Origin of the sequence: Acetobacter indonesiensis (assembly GCF_000963945.1) — a bacterium.
Taxonomy (GTDB): Bacteria; Pseudomonadota; Alphaproteobacteria; order Acetobacterales; family Acetobacteraceae; genus Acetobacter; species Acetobacter indonesiensis.
This window is the reverse complement of sequence record NZ_BAMW01000006.1, coordinates 191,728-208,488: the sequence shown is the minus strand read 5'-3', so window position 1 is coordinate 208,488 and position 16,761 is coordinate 191,728. Positions and strand designations below refer to the sequence as shown.

The window sequence follows — 16,761 nt, the reverse complement described above, 5'->3', positions numbered from 1 at the left end:
CCTAAGCCGGAGAGTGCTTTCGTTGTTCTCTTCGGCAACGCGGCGTCCTTCTGCCCGTGAGATTATTGATTTTAGGCATTATGATCAGCCGCTTGCCGTTCAGCCTTCTCTGCTGCGCCGATGATGCTGAACATCATGAAAATAAATACATAAATCAGCCTGCTTTTATTCTAGGATTGTGTTGAGAATGACACACGGTTGATTTCACCAGTTGCGAGCAACTCGCACTCTCTCTAAACGATTTTGCGAATCATTATCATATTTGGTGACATCAATGACTCCGCGTTTTGTCTTGCTGTGCAGTTGCACACTGCTCGCACTCTCCTCTCCTTCTGTCCACGCGGAACAGAAACCGGCAAAAGTTCTTGCAAAAACAAAGAAAAAGAATGAAGAAATCTCGGTTACGGGGTATCGGAATGCTGTAAAAAGCAGCGCAGGCACCAAGACGGATACGCCGCTGATCCGCACACCACAGACCATTACCGTTATTACCAATGCCGAGCTTCAGCAGCGCAATGCGCTCTCGCTTAATCAGGCACTGACCTATGTTGCCGGGGCCATGACCAACCTGCGTGGTGGCAATGTGGGCCGGTATGACCAGATGACAATTCGCGGCTTTACGCCTGCCCTGTTTCTTGATGGCATGCGGTTGCTTGGCGGTGTTTACAGCACCCCCCAGCTTGATTTTCACCGCGTTGACAGTGTTGATGTGATCAAAGGCCCGGCCTCGGTGCTGTATGGTAACTCCTCGCCCGGCGGCCTTATTAACGAAAACAGCAAGACACCGCTTGATGTTCGGCAGAACGTGGTCGATTTTTCAGCAGGCAACTACAATCTTATTCGCGGTTATGCAGATCTGACTGGCCCGCTGGATGCCAAAAAGCATTTTCTCTACCGCCTGATTGGTGGGGGTGAAAAAAGTGATGGTTTCGTACGCCTGACACGTAATTTACGTTATTATATCTCGCCAGAAGTCAGCTACGTGCCAGACGAAAACACATCCATTACCTTCATTGGCAGTTACCAACGCGACCCCAAGAATGGATCATACGGTGGGGTGCCGGCTATCGGGTCTGTTCTGCGCAACCCCAACGGTCAGTTGCCGCGAAACTTCTATGATGGTGACCCTAATTATGAGATTTTTGACCGTAAACAGGGGTCCGTCTCAACCCTCATCCGCCATCGCTTTAATGATATCCTCAGTTTCAAATCGAACTTCCGCTATCAGCGCATGGTGCAAAGCTACCGTCAGGTCTATTTCAGTTCCCTTAACCCCGACATGCAGTCAGTCCGACGCGGTGCCGGCGGCAGTGATGAAAATTACGGCGGCCTGACACTGGATAACAGCTTCACCGCCAAGTTCCATACTGGCTTTGTGCGTCATACAGTGCTGGCCGGGCAGGACTATTTTGACAATAACGGCAATTATCGCATGCGTTTTGCCCAAGGGGCCGCAAACGGGGTGCCAGACCTGAATCTGTATCATCCCACTTACGGCTATCAATGGAACGATTTTGTGAAAAACGCCCCCAGAACGGACGTTTCACAACAGCAAATCGGTGCATATGGTCAGGACCAGATTGAAATCGGCAATCTGAATTTGATGGGAAGCATCCGGCATGACTGGTACCAGCAAAAAAGCACCAGCAGCGGTAGCGTTTCACGCCTGAACCAGAACAAACTGACATGGCGCGTCGGTGCGCTTTATGCCTTCCGCTTTGGCTTGGCCCCCTATTTCAGTTACTCAACGTCGTTTGAACCGCAGACGGGGGCAAACATATATGGCACGCCCTACAAGCCGATTACCGGCCGCCAATATGAATTTGGCCTGAAATACCAACCAAAAGGCACAAAAACCATCCTGACGGTTTCAGCGTATGATCTGGCACGTCAGAATACTCTGATTACTGACCCCAGCAACCCACTGAACTCCATTCAGGGCGGCGAGGTCCGCACACGCGGCGTTGAGGCGGAAGGACGCGGCGAAATTATTCCCGGCCTGAACTTTACCGTGGCCCTGACTTACATGGAATCTGATTACGACAAAGGAAACCCAGCAACAGCGGGTGTGATTAATGGCAGCGCTGCACCCGGTGTTACGGGTACGCGTGCTTTGGGTGCGCCCACATGGATGGCCTCTACCTTCCTGTCTTATGATTTCCACCAGGCAAAATTTGCCCGCGGCCCGTGGAGAGGCTTCACCATCGGCGGTGGCATGCGGTACACAGGCCCCAGCGATGGTGCGTTCACCAGCACCATCAGCGGCGCAACGGCCTATACCCGCTTTGCAGCCCCCGCCTACACGCTGGCAGACCTGATGATGAGTTACGATTTTGGCGCATTGTCGCACACAACACGTAATTTGAGCGTTCAGCTTAACGTTAACAACGTGCTGAACACCAAATATGTCTCATCTTGCGCCGTGACAGGATGGTGCTGGTATGGGGCAGCCCGTACCGCTGTCGGGGCTGTGCATTACAGTTTCTGATCTTTACCCATCCTAACTTCGTTTTTTGACTACTGAAGAAGCCTGATGCCCTTCAAAAAGCATCAGGCTTTTTTTATTTCTCGCAAAAATGAGTGCTATCAAAACCCAGTCAAAGAACGGATTTCAATGACGCATCCTTCAACGTTACGCCCAGAAGATGCGCCACTGTTGGCGCGATCTGACGCATATCAATAACACCCAGATTACGCCCTGCCGGTATATTCTGCCCTTTCATGAGCAAAAGTGAGTAAAGTTCTGGATTATTGGGTAAATAACCATGCGTGCCTGCCGTGGGAATAGTTTTCACACTATTCCCTTTCAGACTACCAGATGCGGCATATCCTATCTTGAAATCGATAACAAAGCTCGCCGCCGGGTTTCCTCCCCGCCGCACAACGTCATCATGCGTCAGAATACGATCAATCCCATAATGGGGATCAGCGGCGAGGTCTTTTAGAACCTGAGAAACACGAGCAACCAAAGCCTGATCCTGCGGGTTGCGTAAAATAATGGCAGATGAACCGCCAGACTCCCACGCCTGCGCGTCCCATGCGGTAATACGCGGTTTTCCATTGTCTGAAGAAAGTGTCAGCAGACCAGCTTTAGCCAACACCAAATTCAGGGCAACCTTATGGTCAATCCTGACAAAACCATGATCTGAAACCACAACAATCTGCGCATCCGGGCTTGCCTGAAGTTCCGCATCAATCAACCGCCCTACCTGCCCATCCAGCGTTTCGGCTGCCTGATTGGCTTCCGCACTGAAGGGCGCATGCATATGCTCCTGATGATCAAGATCGGTCAGATGCACCAGCATGAACTGCGGATTATATTGCTTGATAATGCCAATGCTCCACACTGTCTTTTTCTCATCGGCAGAAGCAGTATGGAAGGGTTTGATCTGAAGACTTTGTTTCAGATCAGGCGGATTAACAGTTGCCCCTTTTGGCAGGCCCGTCTGTTCAGACTGAGCAAATTCCGCAATCAGATAATCCACGGGCGCACCAACTGTCACAGGCCAACTGACAGAGGCAGTCGTAAGGTGATGCTCCTTTGCCGCCTGTAGCAAAGTTGGTACCTGAATAGCTTGATAATACCAATACCACTCACCGGGGTGGGTGCCTTCCGGGGCAAAAATGGTGTTGGCATAAATCCCGTGTTGTGCGGGCCAGACACCTGTAATCATGGTGGTATGGCTAGGGTATGTTACCGTTGGCAAGACACCCTGTACGCCCTCGGCATAGGTTCCCTGTGTTAGAAACTGTGTAAGAACCGGCATGGACAATCTGTGCTGCTGCGCATGCAGAACGTAGTCAGGCTTCATGCCATCAAGGGAAATCATCAGCACATGCGGTGGGGCCGTGCGGATCTGCGGTTGTTGCGCACACGCAGACAGCGTGGACAGAACACTCCCCAGAAACAGAATTTTCAAAAATCCAGAAGATACCATTACTCAAACACTCCATTGGAGCAGGCATGAAATCAGCAAATGATTGAAATGATGCCCGAGACATAATCGGGGTAGAGTTGGGTAAACGCCTCTTCCTCTGTATCGCTCGGAGTGCGGGAAGACCACGCACGAAGATGTGTCAGAAAGCTGAAACATTGGAGTGCGTTGTTAGCGCAAGCATCGGCCCGTTACCCAACGCTCTAGCGATCATCTGAAAACTGTAATAAGCGCGTAAAGACCGCCCAAAGCCTTTATGCATTCTTTCTAGTGAACTTTTAGCCCCCTCTCACGTTGTCACCGCAAAATAACAGCGGCAGCCAAACTGCCGCGCTCACGACGGGAGAAGAACAGTGCTTTCGCAGGATAACTGCCAACAGGAAGACCTTCAGCAGCAACGCCGACATGACCAGTGGCGCAAGAGCTTCCTGTTCACCAGACCTGCTACATCGAATCTGGACACAGATATTTCTGAAGAGATGACGCTGGATGTGAACGATACACCACAGGCAGTGTAAACATGGTGTAGTTTAATTTCTTGAACTGTAGACAGGTTATTAGATTTACTGTCCCTTTTCTTTAAAAAGCTAATTTTATTGAATCCAAAATAAGGTTTTATCCATATTATCTAAATGCAGTGGAAAGCAGAGAATAAAAGGTTCTTTTCTTAAAGTTCGTCTTCTTTAAGTCACATATTAAAAAGGGCGGGTAGCATTGCTACCCGCCCTTTTTCAAACCTACTTATCCCTTTTCACATCAGGCGGCCTCTTGCCCTGTTTGTCCGGCACGATGTTGTGCGTCCCACCGGCGGGTAAAAGGAAGACAGAGTATAAACAGGATTGTGCATCCCACAGCCAGAAAGAACAACGTGCGAAAAAGACCGGCATAAATAGGCATGGTCGTGGCGATATCCGTGCCCGAAACCGTGTTGCCCATTGCGGCCAGATTAGCCAGCATACTGCCCAGATACATGGCCACACCGTTTGACACACAATAGCTTCCCATCATGAAGCCACCAACATGTGCAGGCACATAACGGGCCACGACAGCCAGCCCCAAAGCGCTGATCAGCAGTTCACCGACAGAAAGCGCACCATAGGCCCAGAACATGACCCACGGCGAAACCAACGTAGTGCTTGTTGCAGCACTCACCCACCAGATAAGAAACGCAACGGCTACTAGAGAAAAGCCGACAATAAACTTCTCGGCAATGGGGAACTTCCAGCTACGATTTTCCATCGCTTTATACAGCCATGACAGCAATGGACTAGCAGCCATAATCCATACCGGGTTCAACGCCTGAAACTGCCCCGCAGACATTGAAAATAAGGTCATGCCCCCTAGTTTGAAATCAGACCCGACATCCCGCAGCGCAAAAAGCGTCAGGGACGTGACCATCTGCTGGTAGAAAATGAAATACAGCATGGTCTGCACAATCAGCAGATAGGCCAGACGCAAACCGGGGCGTTGGGCGGGGGCTGCCCGACGGTATAACAACACCCAGATAATGGCTGTTGCCAAGGCAGCAATCCAGACACATGCGCGGCCAGCGGCGGGGAAATCGAGAATACCCACCATCACAACCAGTGTTATGGCAACACCGCCCAATACGGCCCCCATCCGTGACCAGACAATGGGGCTAAAATCAGGGGCGGACCCAATATGGCGCAACCACCCGCGAAAAATGCCGTAGCAGCACAGGCCAAACACCAAACCGGCAGCGCACAGCAGGAAGGGCGGGCCCCATCCATAGTTCTGCTGCATCCATGGCGTCAGCAACAAAGAAAATGTCGAACCGACATTGATGCTCATATAGTAAATAGTGAAGGCGACATCGATACGTGCATCATCGCCTTCATAAATACGCCGCACCAGATTGGCCGAATTTGCTTTGAACAGTCCATTGCCAATGGCAATAACCGCCAAAGCAACAAACAGCGCCATCTGGCCGCCCATATCCAGCCCCAGCAGGCCATAACCCAGCGCCAGAACCGCCGCCCCCATTGTCATGGTGCGCCGGGTGCCAAGCAGGGCATCGCCTATCCACCCGCCAATAGCAGGGGCGGCATAGGTTACGGCTGAAAACGTACCCCACAGCAGATTGGCCTGAGCATCCTCAAACCCCAGGCGCTGCACCATATACAGCAGCAGAATGCCCTGCATGCCGTAGAAGCCGAACCGTTCCCACAGTTCTATTGCCAGCACGACTGAGAAAGACTGCGTCCGCGTTGGCGAAGAAGACAAAGATGCCGTCATAAAGTCCTGACCATATTGTGATAACACTCCCTAGAACAGATATGCCCACCCCATGCAAGCTGCGGCAAACCGGCCTTTTCTGCTTTGGGGTGCACCATTTTGATACAGTTGCACAACCTGTCCTGTCTGGAATGTGAATAGCGTGCGCGGCGCAGGCCGCTTACTCCGTTCATCCGCCTTTTGCATGATGCCCATACGCAGAGTGCAAATTTTCGCGATTTTTCTTGAACGGATTTCACCATGGCAAAGATCAAGGTCAAAAACCCCATCGTAGAGATGGATGGCGATGAAATGACCCGTATTATCTGGCATTTCATCCGGGAGCGGCTGATTCTGCCCTATCTCGACATTGACCTGAAATATTATGATCTGGGCATCGAACATCGTGATGCGACAGATGACAAGGTTACGGTTGAAGCCGCAGAAGCGGTTAACAAATATCGCGTGGGCGTCAAATGCGCCACCATCACGCCTGATGAAGCCCGCGTAGAAGAATTCGGTCTGAAGCGGATGTACCGTTCACCCAACGGCACTATCCGTAACATTCTTGACGGTACCATTTTCCGTGAACCCATCATCTGTTCAAACGTGCCGCGTCTGGTTCCGCACTGGACGAAGCCAATTGTTATCGGCCGTCATGCTTATGGTGACATCTACCGTGCAGCAGAAACCAAGATTCCTGGCCCCGGCAAGGTAACACTCTCCTACGTGCCAGAAGGCGGCGGAGAAACCGTAACGCTGGATGTGCATGACTTCAAAGGCCCCGGTGTTGCATTGGGCATGCACAATACGCGTGCGTCCATTGAAGGCTTTGCCCGTGCGTCTCTGTCCTACGGTCGTGACCGTGGGCTGCCGGTTTATCTGTCAACCAAGAACACCATTCTGAAAGCCTATGACGGCATGTTCAAGGATGTGTTTCAGGAAGTGTATGACAAGGAATTCAAGGCCGATTTTGAAAAAGCTGGCCTGACCTACGAACACCGCCTGATTGATGACATGGTAGCCTGCGCCCTGAAATGGAACGGCGGCTATGTCTGGGCATGTAAAAACTATGACGGCGACGTGCAGAGCGACATTGTGGCACAGGGCTTCGGCAGTCTGGGTCTGATGACTTCTGTTCTGCTGAACCCGACGGGCGATGTGGTTGAAGCCGAAGCCGCCCACGGCACAGTGACCCGCCATTTCCGTGAACATCAGAAGGGTAAGCCCACCAGCACAAACCCGATTGCGTCTATTTTCGCATGGACACGCGGGCTGGCCTATCGTGGCAAGTTTGATGACACCCCCGACGTTGTGCATTTTGCAGAAACGCTGGAAAAAGTGTGCATCGACACCGTGGAATCTGGCAAAATGACCAAGGATCTGGCCATTCTGGTTGGCAAAGACACCACTTGGCTTGATACGCAGCCGTTCCTGGATGTTCTGGACGCTGGCCTGAAGAAAGAACTCGCCAAGTCCTGACATTTTACAGGCTCTGAAGAGTTAGTAGAGGGGGCACTTCTCGGTGCTCCCTCTTTTTTATGCCCTTCATTCTGGCGCTGCCCATTGCACACATCGCGCCGGTAGCGCAAAAACACTGCCTTCATCAGCCGGACCAAGGGGGAGATCCGCCGCGCCATGACTGACATGCCGATTGAAACAGATGTTGCTATTATCGGCGCAGGCCCAGCCGGGCTGTTTGCCGCCTTCCAGTGCGCCATGCTGCGCCTGCGGTGTCTGTTAATTGACGTTCTGCCAGAAGTTGGCGGTCAGTGCGTGGCACTTTACCCTGAAAAACCGATCTATGACATTCCGGCCTGCCCCGCAGTTGAAGGCGCGCAGCTTATTGCCAGTCTGGAAAAACAGATTGAGCCTTTTGCCATTCCCCGCCTGCTGAAGCACCGGATTGAAAGCCTGACCGGACATCGTGGAGACTTCACGCTTGGCACGGACAAAGGCACACAGGTAAAAGCCAAAGCGGTTATCATTGCCGCCGGGGCTGGCGCGTTTGGCCCAAACCGCCCCCCGCTGGATGGTCTTGATGCCTTTGAAGGCACCGGCGCTGTGCAGTATTATGTGCGCCGCAAAGCTGACTTCGACGGCCGCCGTATTGTTATTGCTGGCGGCGGAGATTCCGCGCTGGACTGGGCACTGGCGTTAAAAGACTCTGCTGAAAAACTTTATCTTGTTCACCGGCGTGATCGCTTCCGGGGCGCACCGGAAAGCCTGCGCCTGCTGGATGAAGCCGTCGCGGCAGGCCAGATTGAAAAAGTTGTGCCCTATCAGTTGCACGCGCTGCACGGACAGAACGGCGCTTTGGAAGCCGTGGAAGTGGCTGATCTGGACGGCGCAACCCGCAAACTGGAAGCCGATGTTCTGCTACCTTTCTTCGGGCTGGCGACTGATCTTGGTCCCATTGCCCGTTGGGGTGTTGATACCATTCGGTCAACCATTCCGGTGGTGCCATCAAGCTGTGAAACCAACATGCCCGGCGTCTTTGCCATTGGGGATGTCGCAACCTATCCGGGCAAACTGAAACTGATCCTGCAAGGCTTCAGTGAAGGGGCTATGGCAGCCCATGCCATCTACCCGATTGTAAACCCGGATCAGGCTTTGCATTTTGAATATTCCACCAGCAAGGGCGTGCCCGCAGCCTGATTAGGCTGTTTTTGCGTAACCCGTTTGTTAGGACTAAATAAAAGGCCGTATCAGGAAGGGAGAGTATTTCAGGTCATGTGTGCAGCCACACAACAGAATAATCTTCTTTTCTGTGCGCAAGCGGTCGGCAACACGCCATGACCCAACCACCTGACGATGGATGGGAAGGTGGTCGGCTGCTGATTGACCTGTCAGCTATTGCCGCCAACTACACACAGCTTCAGACTTTTGTTGGGCCTGCAACGGAAACCGGGACTGCGGTCAAAGCCAATGCATATGGGCTGGGGCTGGCAGAAATTGCCCCGGTTTTGCGCGATGCCGGATGCCGGACGTTTTTTGTAGCGCACGTTGCTGAGGGTGTCGCACTCCGGCCGTTGTTGGGTAATGACTGCCGTATTTTCGTGCTACACGGGCCACCACCGGAAACCAGTGCGGCTTTCCTGACCTATAACCTTCTACCTGTCTTGAACAGCCTGCCACAGCTCCACGAATGGCAGCGTCTTGCACACCAGCATGGTCGCCCACTTCCCGCGGCCCTACAGGTCGATAGCGGTATGTCCCGCTTCGGGCTGTCCGAGAGCGATGTTCTCGCTCTGGCAAATCAGACTAACGGCTTACAGGGCATAGAGCCGGTTCTTGTCATGAGCCATCTGGCCTGTAGTGACACATCAGATCACCCGCAAAATCGAACCCAGTTAGACAATTTCCTTCGGCTTCGCGCGCTTTTGCCGTCTGCTCCCGCCAGCCTTTCAGCCTCGTCAGGTATTTTTCTGGGGCCGGAGTGGCGGTTTGATTTGGTCAGGCCGGGCGCTGCCCTATACGGCATTAACCCCACACCGGGGCAACCTAACCCGATGCGCTCTACTATCCGCCTTCAGGCACGCGTTATTCAGACCCGCCATGTCCCGGCCGGGGCCTCTGTGGGTTACGGGGCAACCTTCACAACAAAACGCTCCACGGACATTGCCTTACTGGGCATTGGGTATGGTGACGGCTTTCCAAGACGGTTAGGGCAACGGGGTTTTGCTGTTCTGCCAGACCGGCCTGACATCAAACTGCCAATAATCGGGCGTATCTCCATGGACTCGCTGGCAGTTGATATCACCGATCTTGCAGGGCAGCCCATCGCCCCCGGCGTGGCGTTTGACCTGATTGGCCCCCATAACCCCCTTGATGAAACAGCGTTTCTGGCAGACACAATCGGCTACGAACTTTTAACCGACCTCGGCTCACGCTACCACCGCATACACCATAGTCCCCGGAAAGGATGACACCGTGAAAATTATTATTCTCGGCGCCGGCGTCATCGGCACCACCTCTGCCTGGTATCTCTCCAAACTTGGGCATGAAGTCACGGTGGTTGACCGTCAACCTGCACCGGGGCTTGAAACATCCTTTGCCAATGCCGGGCAGGTCTCACCCGGTTATTCAACACCATGGGCGGGACCGGGCATGCCGTTGCAGGCCATGAAATGGATGCTTCAGCGTGACCATAGCCCATTGGTAATCCGTAAACGCTTTGATCTGGCCATGTTCCGCTGGCTGGAGCAGTTTTTGAAGAACTGCAACGCCCATTCTTACGACATCAATAAATCGCGCATGTTGCGTATTGCGGAATATAGCCGTGACTGCCTTGACACCCTGCGTGAAGAAACCGGCCTGACCTATGATGACCGTCAGCGGGGGCTGATCCAGCTTTTCCGCACTAACAAGCAGGTTGATAAAACTCAGCGCGATATGCGGCTGCTGGCAGAAAGCAATATTCCCCACAGCTTGCTGACAGTGGATCAGATTCTGGAGCACGAACCGGGCCTTGCTCACGCCCGCCACCTGCTGAAAGCTGGCCTGTATCTACCGGGCGACCAATCGGGTGATGCCCATATCTTCACCCAGAGGCTGGCCAAAATGGCAGAAGCCCAAGGCGTGACGTTCCTGTATGGCACCACCGTCAAAGGGGTCGATGCCGCAGCGGATGAAATCATGTCGGTGCGGACCAGTGCTGGCCATCTGCGCGGCGATGCGTACGTTGTATCGATGGGAAGCTACAGCCCGCTTTTGTTAAAGCCGCTGGGTATTCATCTGCCGGTTTATCCGGTCAAAGGCTATTCGCTCACACTTCCGCTGACCGATGAAAGCCACGCCCCCTACTCCACCGTGAATGATGAAACCTACAAGGTTGCCATTACCCGTCTGGGCAACCGTATTCGCGTTGGTGGCACAGCAGAGCTAACGGGCTATAACACGCGTCTCACTCCCGACCGGCGTGAAACACTTGCCCTCTCGTTCTCTGAACTGTTCGGTGGGGGAGACCTGACCGCTGCCACGTACTGGACCGGTCTGCGCCCCAACACACCAGACGGCACACCCGTTATTGGCCCGACTGACGCATTCAGAAACCTGTGGCTGAACACAGGCCACGGCACCTTGGGCTGGACCATGGCCTGCGGGTCTGGCCGCCTGATTGCTGACATGATCCATGGCCGCAAGACCGATATTCCTTCGCTTGATCTCTCCCTCAGCCGCTACGGCTGACCGTTTTTTCCAAGTAGCAGGCATAAAAAAACAGGGCTGGGAATACTCCCGGCCCTGTTTCATGACTGATACCCTGATCAGGCAGAAACTGTCTGAAGCCAGAGCCCCAGACAGTTTTCTGATTACTGAGCAGAAGAATCCGTAGCAGATGCGTCGCCTTCAGCTGCCTTCTTGGCCTTCTTGTGGCCATGATGGTGCTTCTTGCCACCGTGGTGCTTCTTACCCTTCTTCTTGGTGCCTTCTTCCTTACCTGTTTCAGCGGCACCAGAAGCAGCAGGAGCAGCTTCAGGCGTTGTCGGGGCTTCTGCTGTCGGAGCAGAAGGAGCTGCCGGAGCAGCAGGTGTTGCAGGAGCAGCAGCCGGAGCAGACGCTTCCTGAGCGAAAGACGGAGCAGCAGCGCCCAGCAGAGCAACGGTGGACAGAGCTGCGAGAAGACGGCGAGAAATCATGAAAAATGTCTCCAAGGAATCATCATGGCCTGAAAAGACCCTGATATAAGTGCCAGAGGGCTGTATGGTATCATGCATCCGGCTGGCTTGCTGTGAGTCTTATCATGCCTCAGACAAAGCGTCTTGCATTTTAATTGATTAAAAACAGACACTTGCCGTGACTTTGACGCAGGGCAACCCTAATCCCGACACAATCTGATACTGCTGGCGTGCCGAAACCCGTTTCTGACTCCGACAACGCCGCAAAATGCTGGTTTCAGGCAGCAAAAACCTTCGAAATAGCGGCCTGTGCCTCTTCCTGAATGGCCCGCAAATGCTCTTCGCTTTTGAAACTTTCCGCGTAGATTTTGTACACATCTTCGGTACCAGACGGGCGCGCGGCAAACCAGCCATGCTCGGTGACCACTTTCAGCCCTCCGATTGGGGCATCATTGCCCGGTGCCCGAGTCAGTTTGCTGATAATCTTGTCACCCGCCAGCATTTCAAGCGGGAACTGATCTGGCGTCAGCTTACCCAGTTTGGCCTTCTGTTCAGGGTTTGCTGGTGCATCTATCCGCGCATAATAGGGCGTGCCCAGACGGGTAATAATGTCATGGTAGTGCGCGCTGGGGTTTTTCCCCGTTTTCGCCGTGATTTCGGCCGCCAACAGACCAAGGATGATGCCATCCTTATCCGTCGTCCACACCGTGCCATCGCGCCGCAGGAAGGTCGCACCCGCGCTTTCTTCGCCCCCGAACCCAAGTGACCCGTCCATCAGACCGGGCACAAACCATTTCAGCCCAACCGGCACTTCCACCAGTTTACGGCCAATATCCTTGGCAACGCGATCAATCAGCCCACTGCTGACCAGCGTTTTACCAATCCCAAGATCCTTGCTCCATTCCGGACGGTTCTGGAACAGATAGGCAATAGCCACAGCCAGATAATGGTTAGGGTTCATCAGCCCGTCAGGCATGGCCACAATACCGTGCCGGTCGGCATCGGTGTCATTCGCAAACGCCACATCAAAGCGGTCGCCCATCTCAATCAGGCGCGCCATAGCGTAGGGTGAGGAGCAATCCATACGGATCTGCCCATCCCAGTCTGCCGTCATGAAGGAAAACTGCGGGTCCACCACATCGCTTACCACTGTAGCGTTCAGACCGTAATGGTCGATAATCGGCTGCCAATACCCCACAGCCGCACCGCCCAGCGGGTCAATACCAATTTTTACGCCCGCGTCCCTGATGGCCTTCATGTCGATGACCGACTCCAGATCAGCAACATAAGGGGTAACGTAATCGTACCCTTTAATGCAGGCGGCTTCCTTGGCCTGGTCGTAGGGCAGATGCTGTACGTCTTTCAGATTATCGGCCAGAAATCCGTTCGCCATATCCTGAATGGCTTTGGTAATAGCCGTATCCGCAGGGCCACCATTCGTGGGATTATATTTGAACCCACCATCAGATGGCGGATTATGAGACGGCGTAATCACAACCCCGTCTGCCAACCCTGTCGTACGGCCTTTATTGTAAGTTAGAATAGCGTGGGAAATAACAGGGGTCGGTGTGTAACCCCCTTTTCCATCAATACGCACATCAATGCCGTGCGCTGCAAAGACTTCAATGGCGGATTTCTGTGCCGGACCGGACAGAGCATGGGAATCCATCCCGATAAACAGCGGTCCATCAATGCCTTCAGCCTTACGATGGCGGCAAATCGCCTCGCAAATCGCCAGAATATGGTTTTCATTGAAACTGGTGTGCAGAGAAGACCCACGATGCCCGGATGTACCAAAAGACACGCGCTGGGTTGAAATGGAAACGTCAGGCTTACGATCATAATACGCAGCAAGAAGTGCTGGAATATCCGTCAACTGCGACGGAGCCAGCGTTTTTCCTGCCAGAGGGCTCAGATTGGACATTGCTAAAAAAATCCTCACATATTTCTAGGCTCTCGACCTGACGCCCGAACGCCTTCTGCACGCAGAAAACCATGTATCGGGCGTGATGCCCAGAGCCCTTCGTGCCTGAAGGCTTTTTGAAAAGCGTTCTCACCCAAACTGGGGCGCTTGCTCATCAGGTCTGTCAAAACAGGACAAAATCGTTCAGCATTTGCCCCGACACATCTGCACTAATAAGGGGTTACGGTGAAAAGACGGCATTTTCTGGGAGCAAGCGCCCTGTTTGTGACCTCACCCAGTCTGGCACAGACACAGCCCCCCAAAGCGTTGGCCGATTATGAAAGCAGGACAGGGGGCCATATCGGATTTTTTGCGCAGAATGTCGTAACCGGGGCCAGCCTTGGCTGGCGCGCGTCGGAACGGTTTGTCATGTGCAGCACATTCAAGGCTTCTCTGGCGGCCTGTGTGCTGTCTCGCATTGACCAAGGTCATGACACGCTTGAGACCACCCTCCCTTTTTCCGCCGCTGACATCAAAGATTTCTATGCGCCCGTTGCCAAAGCCAATCTGGCACGCGGCATACTGACCCTGCGCGATTTATGCGCCGGTGCGGTCGAACAAAGCGATAATGTCTGCGCCAATCTGCTGCTAACCCATATTGGCGGCCCATCAGCCTTGACTGCTTTCTGGCATGCCCTTGGGGACACCACCACACGGCTGGATGCTTATGAGCCCGAATTAAATCGCACACCGCTGGATCGGCTGGAAAACACCACGACCCCGACCGCCATGACGTCTGTTCTTAAGGCCATAGCGCTCGGACCGGCATTGTCTGCGCTGTCCCGGGCTTTGTTGGTGCAGTGGATGATTGCGTGTCAGACCGGAACCCATCGACTACGCGCAGGTTTACCGAAGCACTGGGTTGTGGGCGACAAAACGGGCAATAACGGCAAAGATGCTGCGGGTGATATTGCCGTCATCTGGGCTAAATCAGACACGCCCCTTCTGGTATCCGCCTATACCCGAGGCGGCAAACCGACAGAAACCGACTTTGCCACAGCCTTTGCCGCTATCGGGTCTCTGGTAGCAGCGCGACTTGCTGGCATCTGATAGCGTCAAAATTTGCTCATAAAAAAAGCCTGTCGCATCACTGCGCACAGGCTTTTTAGGGTTCTGGTCCGCCAAGAAAACGCACCAGAACCCCAATATTCAAGCAGCCTTAGCTGGCATCGCCCTTACGTTCACGCTTCTTGCGTTCGTTCGGGTCCAGATAACGCTTGCGCAGACGGATGGCTGACGGTGTCACTTCCACCAGTTCATCGTCTTCAATGTAGGCAATCGCCTGTTCCAGAGACATACGACGCGGGGGTGTCAGAAGCAGGGCTTCGTCCTTGCCAGACGCACGCATGTTGGTCAGCTTCTTTTCGCGGATCGGGTTTACTTCCAGATCGTTTTCGCGGGAATGCTCACCAATGATCATGCCGACGTAAACTTTTTCGCCAGCATCCACAAACAGTGTGCCACGGTCCTGCAAAGAGAACAGGGAATACTGCGTGGTCGCACCGTCTTCAGCAGAAATCAGTGACCCGTTGCGGCGACCTTCAATGGTGCCAGCATAGGGCTGATACCCGTGGAACAGACGGTTCATGATACCCGTGCCGCGCGTGTCGGTCAGGAATTCGCCATGATAACCAATCAGACCACGAGACGGGATCAGGAAGGTCAGACGAACCTTGTCACCGCCTGATGGGCGCATGTCCTGCATCTGGCCTTTACGCAGAGACATCTTCTCCACAACAACGCCGGAATAGGGTTCATCAACGTCAATGGTGACTTCTTCGTATGGTTCTTCCCGCTCACCGGTTTCTTCGTTCGTGCGGAACAGCACGCGCGGACGGCCGATGGTCAGTTCAAAACCTTCACGACGCATGGTTTCAATCAGCACACCAAGCTGAAGTTCACCACGGCCTGCCACTTCAAATGCTTCGCTTTCGGGGCTGTCGGTCACACGAATGGCAATGTTGCCTTCGGTTTCCTTGAACAGACGGTCGCGAATCTGACGTGACGTTACTTTCTTGCCTTCACGGCCGCCCAGCGGGCCATCGTTCAGACGGAACGTCATGGACAGCGTCGGCGGATCAACCGGAATGGCAACCAGCGGATCTGCGACTTCAGGAGCGGCAATGGTGTCAGGAATGGTGGCTTCGGACAGACCGGCAACAGCCACAATGTCCCCTGCTTCCACCTCGTCAACTGCCACGCGTTCAAGACCACGGAAAGACAGCAGCTTGGTCAGACGGCCAGTTTCCACCACGGACCCATCGGCACGCAGCACCTTAACCGGCATGTTAACCTTCGCACGGCCCTGCTCAACACGACCTGTCAGCACGCGGCCCAGGAAGTTGTCGTTTTCAAGGATGGTTGCCGTCATGGCGAACGGCTTGTCCTTGTCCAGCGCAGGGGCCGGAACATGCTTCAGGATCAGCTCAAACATCGGGCTGAGGTCTTTACGCGGACCTTCCAGCTCAACATCGGCCCAGCCCTGACGGCCAGACGCATACAGCATGGGGAAATCAAGCTGTTCGTCATTGGCGCCAAGGGCGGCGAACAGATCGAAAATTTCGTTGTGCACTTCGTCCGGACGGGCATCGCCACGGTCAATCTTGTTCACAACAACAATTGGCTTCAGGCCACGGGCCAGAGCCTTGCCCACCACAAACTTGGTCTGCGGCAGCGCGCCTTCAGCGGAGTCGACCAGCACGATAGCGCCGTCAACCATGCTAAGAATACGTTCCACTTCGCCGCCGAAGTCGGCGTGTCCGGGTGTATCGATAATGTTGATGCGGGTGTTGTTCCAGACAACTGAGGTGCATTTCGCCAGAATGGTGATGCCACGCTCACGTTCCAGATCATTGCTGTCCATGGCGCGTTCAGCAACGTGCTGATGCTCATGGAAGGAGCCAGACTGTTTCAGCAGTTCATCAACGAGAGTGGTCTTGCCATGATCGACGTGAGCAATGATGGCGATATTGCGGATATCCATGAAAGAGGCCTGATGTTCCCTGCGCGT

Annotated in this window: 12 protein-coding genes; 7 read left to right on the top strand and 5 right to left on the bottom strand. The window is 53.8% G+C overall.

Translation table 11 applies throughout. From position 1 onward, the window contains the following. Nucleotides 1-274 precede the first annotated feature (274 nt). Nucleotides 275-2,488: a TonB-dependent siderophore receptor gene (locus Abin_RS02170; RefSeq protein WP_048844695.1), complete on the top strand. Its 2,214-nt coding sequence runs from the start codon at nucleotides 275-277 to the stop codon at nucleotides 2,486-2,488. 109 nt (nucleotides 2,489-2,597) lie between these two features. On the opposite strand, the gene Abin_RS02165 is transcribed toward Abin_RS02170, so the two are convergent. Beyond that, nucleotides 2,598-3,938, bottom strand: a complete 1,341-nt coding sequence (locus Abin_RS02165) for an alkaline phosphatase family protein (RefSeq protein ID WP_218026261.1) — start codon at nucleotides 3,936-3,938, stop codon at nucleotides 2,598-2,600. 350 nt (nucleotides 3,939-4,288) lie between these two features. Between Abin_RS02165 and Abin_RS02160 the strand changes: the two genes are divergently transcribed. Beyond that, nucleotides 4,289-4,453 carry a hypothetical protein gene (locus tag Abin_RS02160; RefSeq protein ID WP_158319881.1) on the top strand — a complete coding sequence of 55 codons (165 nt, stop codon included), beginning with the start codon at nucleotides 4,289-4,291 and terminating at the stop codon, nucleotides 4,451-4,453. 238 nt (nucleotides 4,454-4,691) lie between these two features. Here Abin_RS02160 and Abin_RS02155 read toward each other — a convergent pair whose 3' ends face one another. Then, nucleotides 4,692-6,191 carry a peptide MFS transporter gene (locus Abin_RS02155; RefSeq protein ID WP_048844694.1) on the bottom strand — a complete coding sequence of 500 codons (1,500 nt, stop codon included), beginning with the start codon at nucleotides 6,189-6,191 and terminating at the stop codon, nucleotides 4,692-4,694. A gap of 240 nt (nucleotides 6,192-6,431) precedes the next feature. On the opposite strand from Abin_RS02155, the gene Abin_RS02150 reads away from it, so the two are divergent. The 4 genes from Abin_RS02150 to Abin_RS02135 all read left to right on the top strand — a co-directional run bounded on the left by Abin_RS02150 (nucleotide 6,432) and on the right by Abin_RS02135 (nucleotide 11,360). Continuing rightward, nucleotides 6,432-7,652 (top strand): NADP-dependent isocitrate dehydrogenase, encoded by a 1,221-nt coding sequence (locus Abin_RS02150; protein WP_048844693.1) that lies wholly within the window; start codon nucleotides 6,432-6,434, stop codon nucleotides 7,650-7,652. 156 nt (nucleotides 7,653-7,808) lie between these two features. Further along, nucleotides 7,809-8,828, top strand: a complete 1,020-nt coding sequence (locus tag Abin_RS02145; RefSeq protein WP_048844692.1) for an NAD(P)/FAD-dependent oxidoreductase — start codon at nucleotides 7,809-7,811, stop codon at nucleotides 8,826-8,828. Between the two features lie 137 nt (nucleotides 8,829-8,965). Continuing rightward, nucleotides 8,966-10,099: an alanine racemase gene (gene alr / locus Abin_RS02140; protein ID WP_048844691.1), complete on the top strand. Its 1,134-nt coding sequence runs from the start codon at nucleotides 8,966-8,968 to the stop codon at nucleotides 10,097-10,099. Between the two features lie 4 nt (nucleotides 10,100-10,103). After that, entirely contained in the window at nucleotides 10,104-11,360 is a 1,257-nt protein-coding gene (locus Abin_RS02135) for a D-amino acid dehydrogenase (RefSeq protein WP_048844690.1), read from the top strand. A gap of 122 nt (nucleotides 11,361-11,482) precedes the next feature. Here Abin_RS02135 and Abin_RS02130 read toward each other — a convergent pair whose 3' ends face one another. Further along, nucleotides 11,483-11,809 carry a hypothetical protein gene (locus tag Abin_RS02130; RefSeq protein WP_048844832.1) on the bottom strand — a complete coding sequence of 109 codons (327 nt, stop codon included), beginning with the start codon at nucleotides 11,807-11,809 and terminating at the stop codon, nucleotides 11,483-11,485. 256 nt (nucleotides 11,810-12,065) lie between these two features. Then, on the bottom strand, nucleotides 12,066-13,712 hold the full coding sequence (gene pgm, locus Abin_RS02125) for a phosphoglucomutase (alpha-D-glucose-1,6-bisphosphate-dependent) (protein ID WP_048844689.1): 1,647 nt from the start codon (nucleotides 13,710-13,712) through the stop codon (nucleotides 12,066-12,068). Between the two features lie 225 nt (nucleotides 13,713-13,937). Between pgm and bla the strand changes: the two genes are divergently transcribed. Next, on the top strand, nucleotides 13,938-14,801 hold the full coding sequence (bla, locus tag Abin_RS02120; protein WP_048844688.1) for a class A beta-lactamase: 864 nt from the start codon (nucleotides 13,938-13,940) through the stop codon (nucleotides 14,799-14,801). A 109-nt stretch (nucleotides 14,802-14,910) separates the two neighbouring features. Here the strand turns inward: bla and typA are convergent, their stop codons facing one another. Next, the gene (gene typA / locus Abin_RS02115; protein ID WP_048844687.1) at nucleotides 14,911-16,734 is read right to left on the bottom strand and encodes a translational GTPase TypA; all 1,824 of its coding nucleotides are present in this window, start codon (nucleotides 16,732-16,734) and stop codon (nucleotides 14,911-14,913) included. Nucleotides 16,735-16,761 lie beyond the last annotated feature (27 nt).

Bases quoted from the DNA above. Each gene is read 5' to 3' on its own strand.
- Abin_RS02170 (WP_048844695.1), top strand. From the start codon at position 275: ATGACTCCGCGTTTTGTCTTGCTGTGCAGTTGCACACTGCTCGCACTC.
- Abin_RS02165 (WP_218026261.1), bottom strand. From the start codon at position 3,938: ATGGTATCTTCTGGATTTTTGAAAATTCTGTTTCTGGGGAGTGTTCTG.
- Abin_RS02155 (WP_048844694.1), bottom strand. From the start codon at position 6,191: ATGACGGCATCTTTGTCTTCTTCGCCAACGCGGACGCAGTCTTTCTCA.
- Abin_RS02150 (WP_048844693.1), top strand. From the start codon at position 6,432: ATGGCAAAGATCAAGGTCAAAAACCCCATCGTAGAGATGGATGGCGAT.
- Abin_RS02145 (WP_048844692.1), top strand. From the start codon at position 7,809: ATGACTGACATGCCGATTGAAACAGATGTTGCTATTATCGGCGCAGGC.
- alr (WP_048844691.1), top strand. From the start codon at position 8,966: ATGACCCAACCACCTGACGATGGATGGGAAGGTGGTCGGCTGCTGATT.
- Abin_RS02130 (WP_048844832.1), bottom strand. From the start codon at position 11,809: ATGATTTCTCGCCGTCTTCTCGCAGCTCTGTCCACCGTTGCTCTGCTG.
- pgm (WP_048844689.1), bottom strand. From the start codon at position 13,712: ATGTCCAATCTGAGCCCTCTGGCAGGAAAAACGCTGGCTCCGTCGCAG.
- typA (WP_048844687.1), bottom strand. From the start codon at position 16,734: ATGGATATCCGCAATATCGCCATCATTGCTCACGTCGATCATGGCAAG.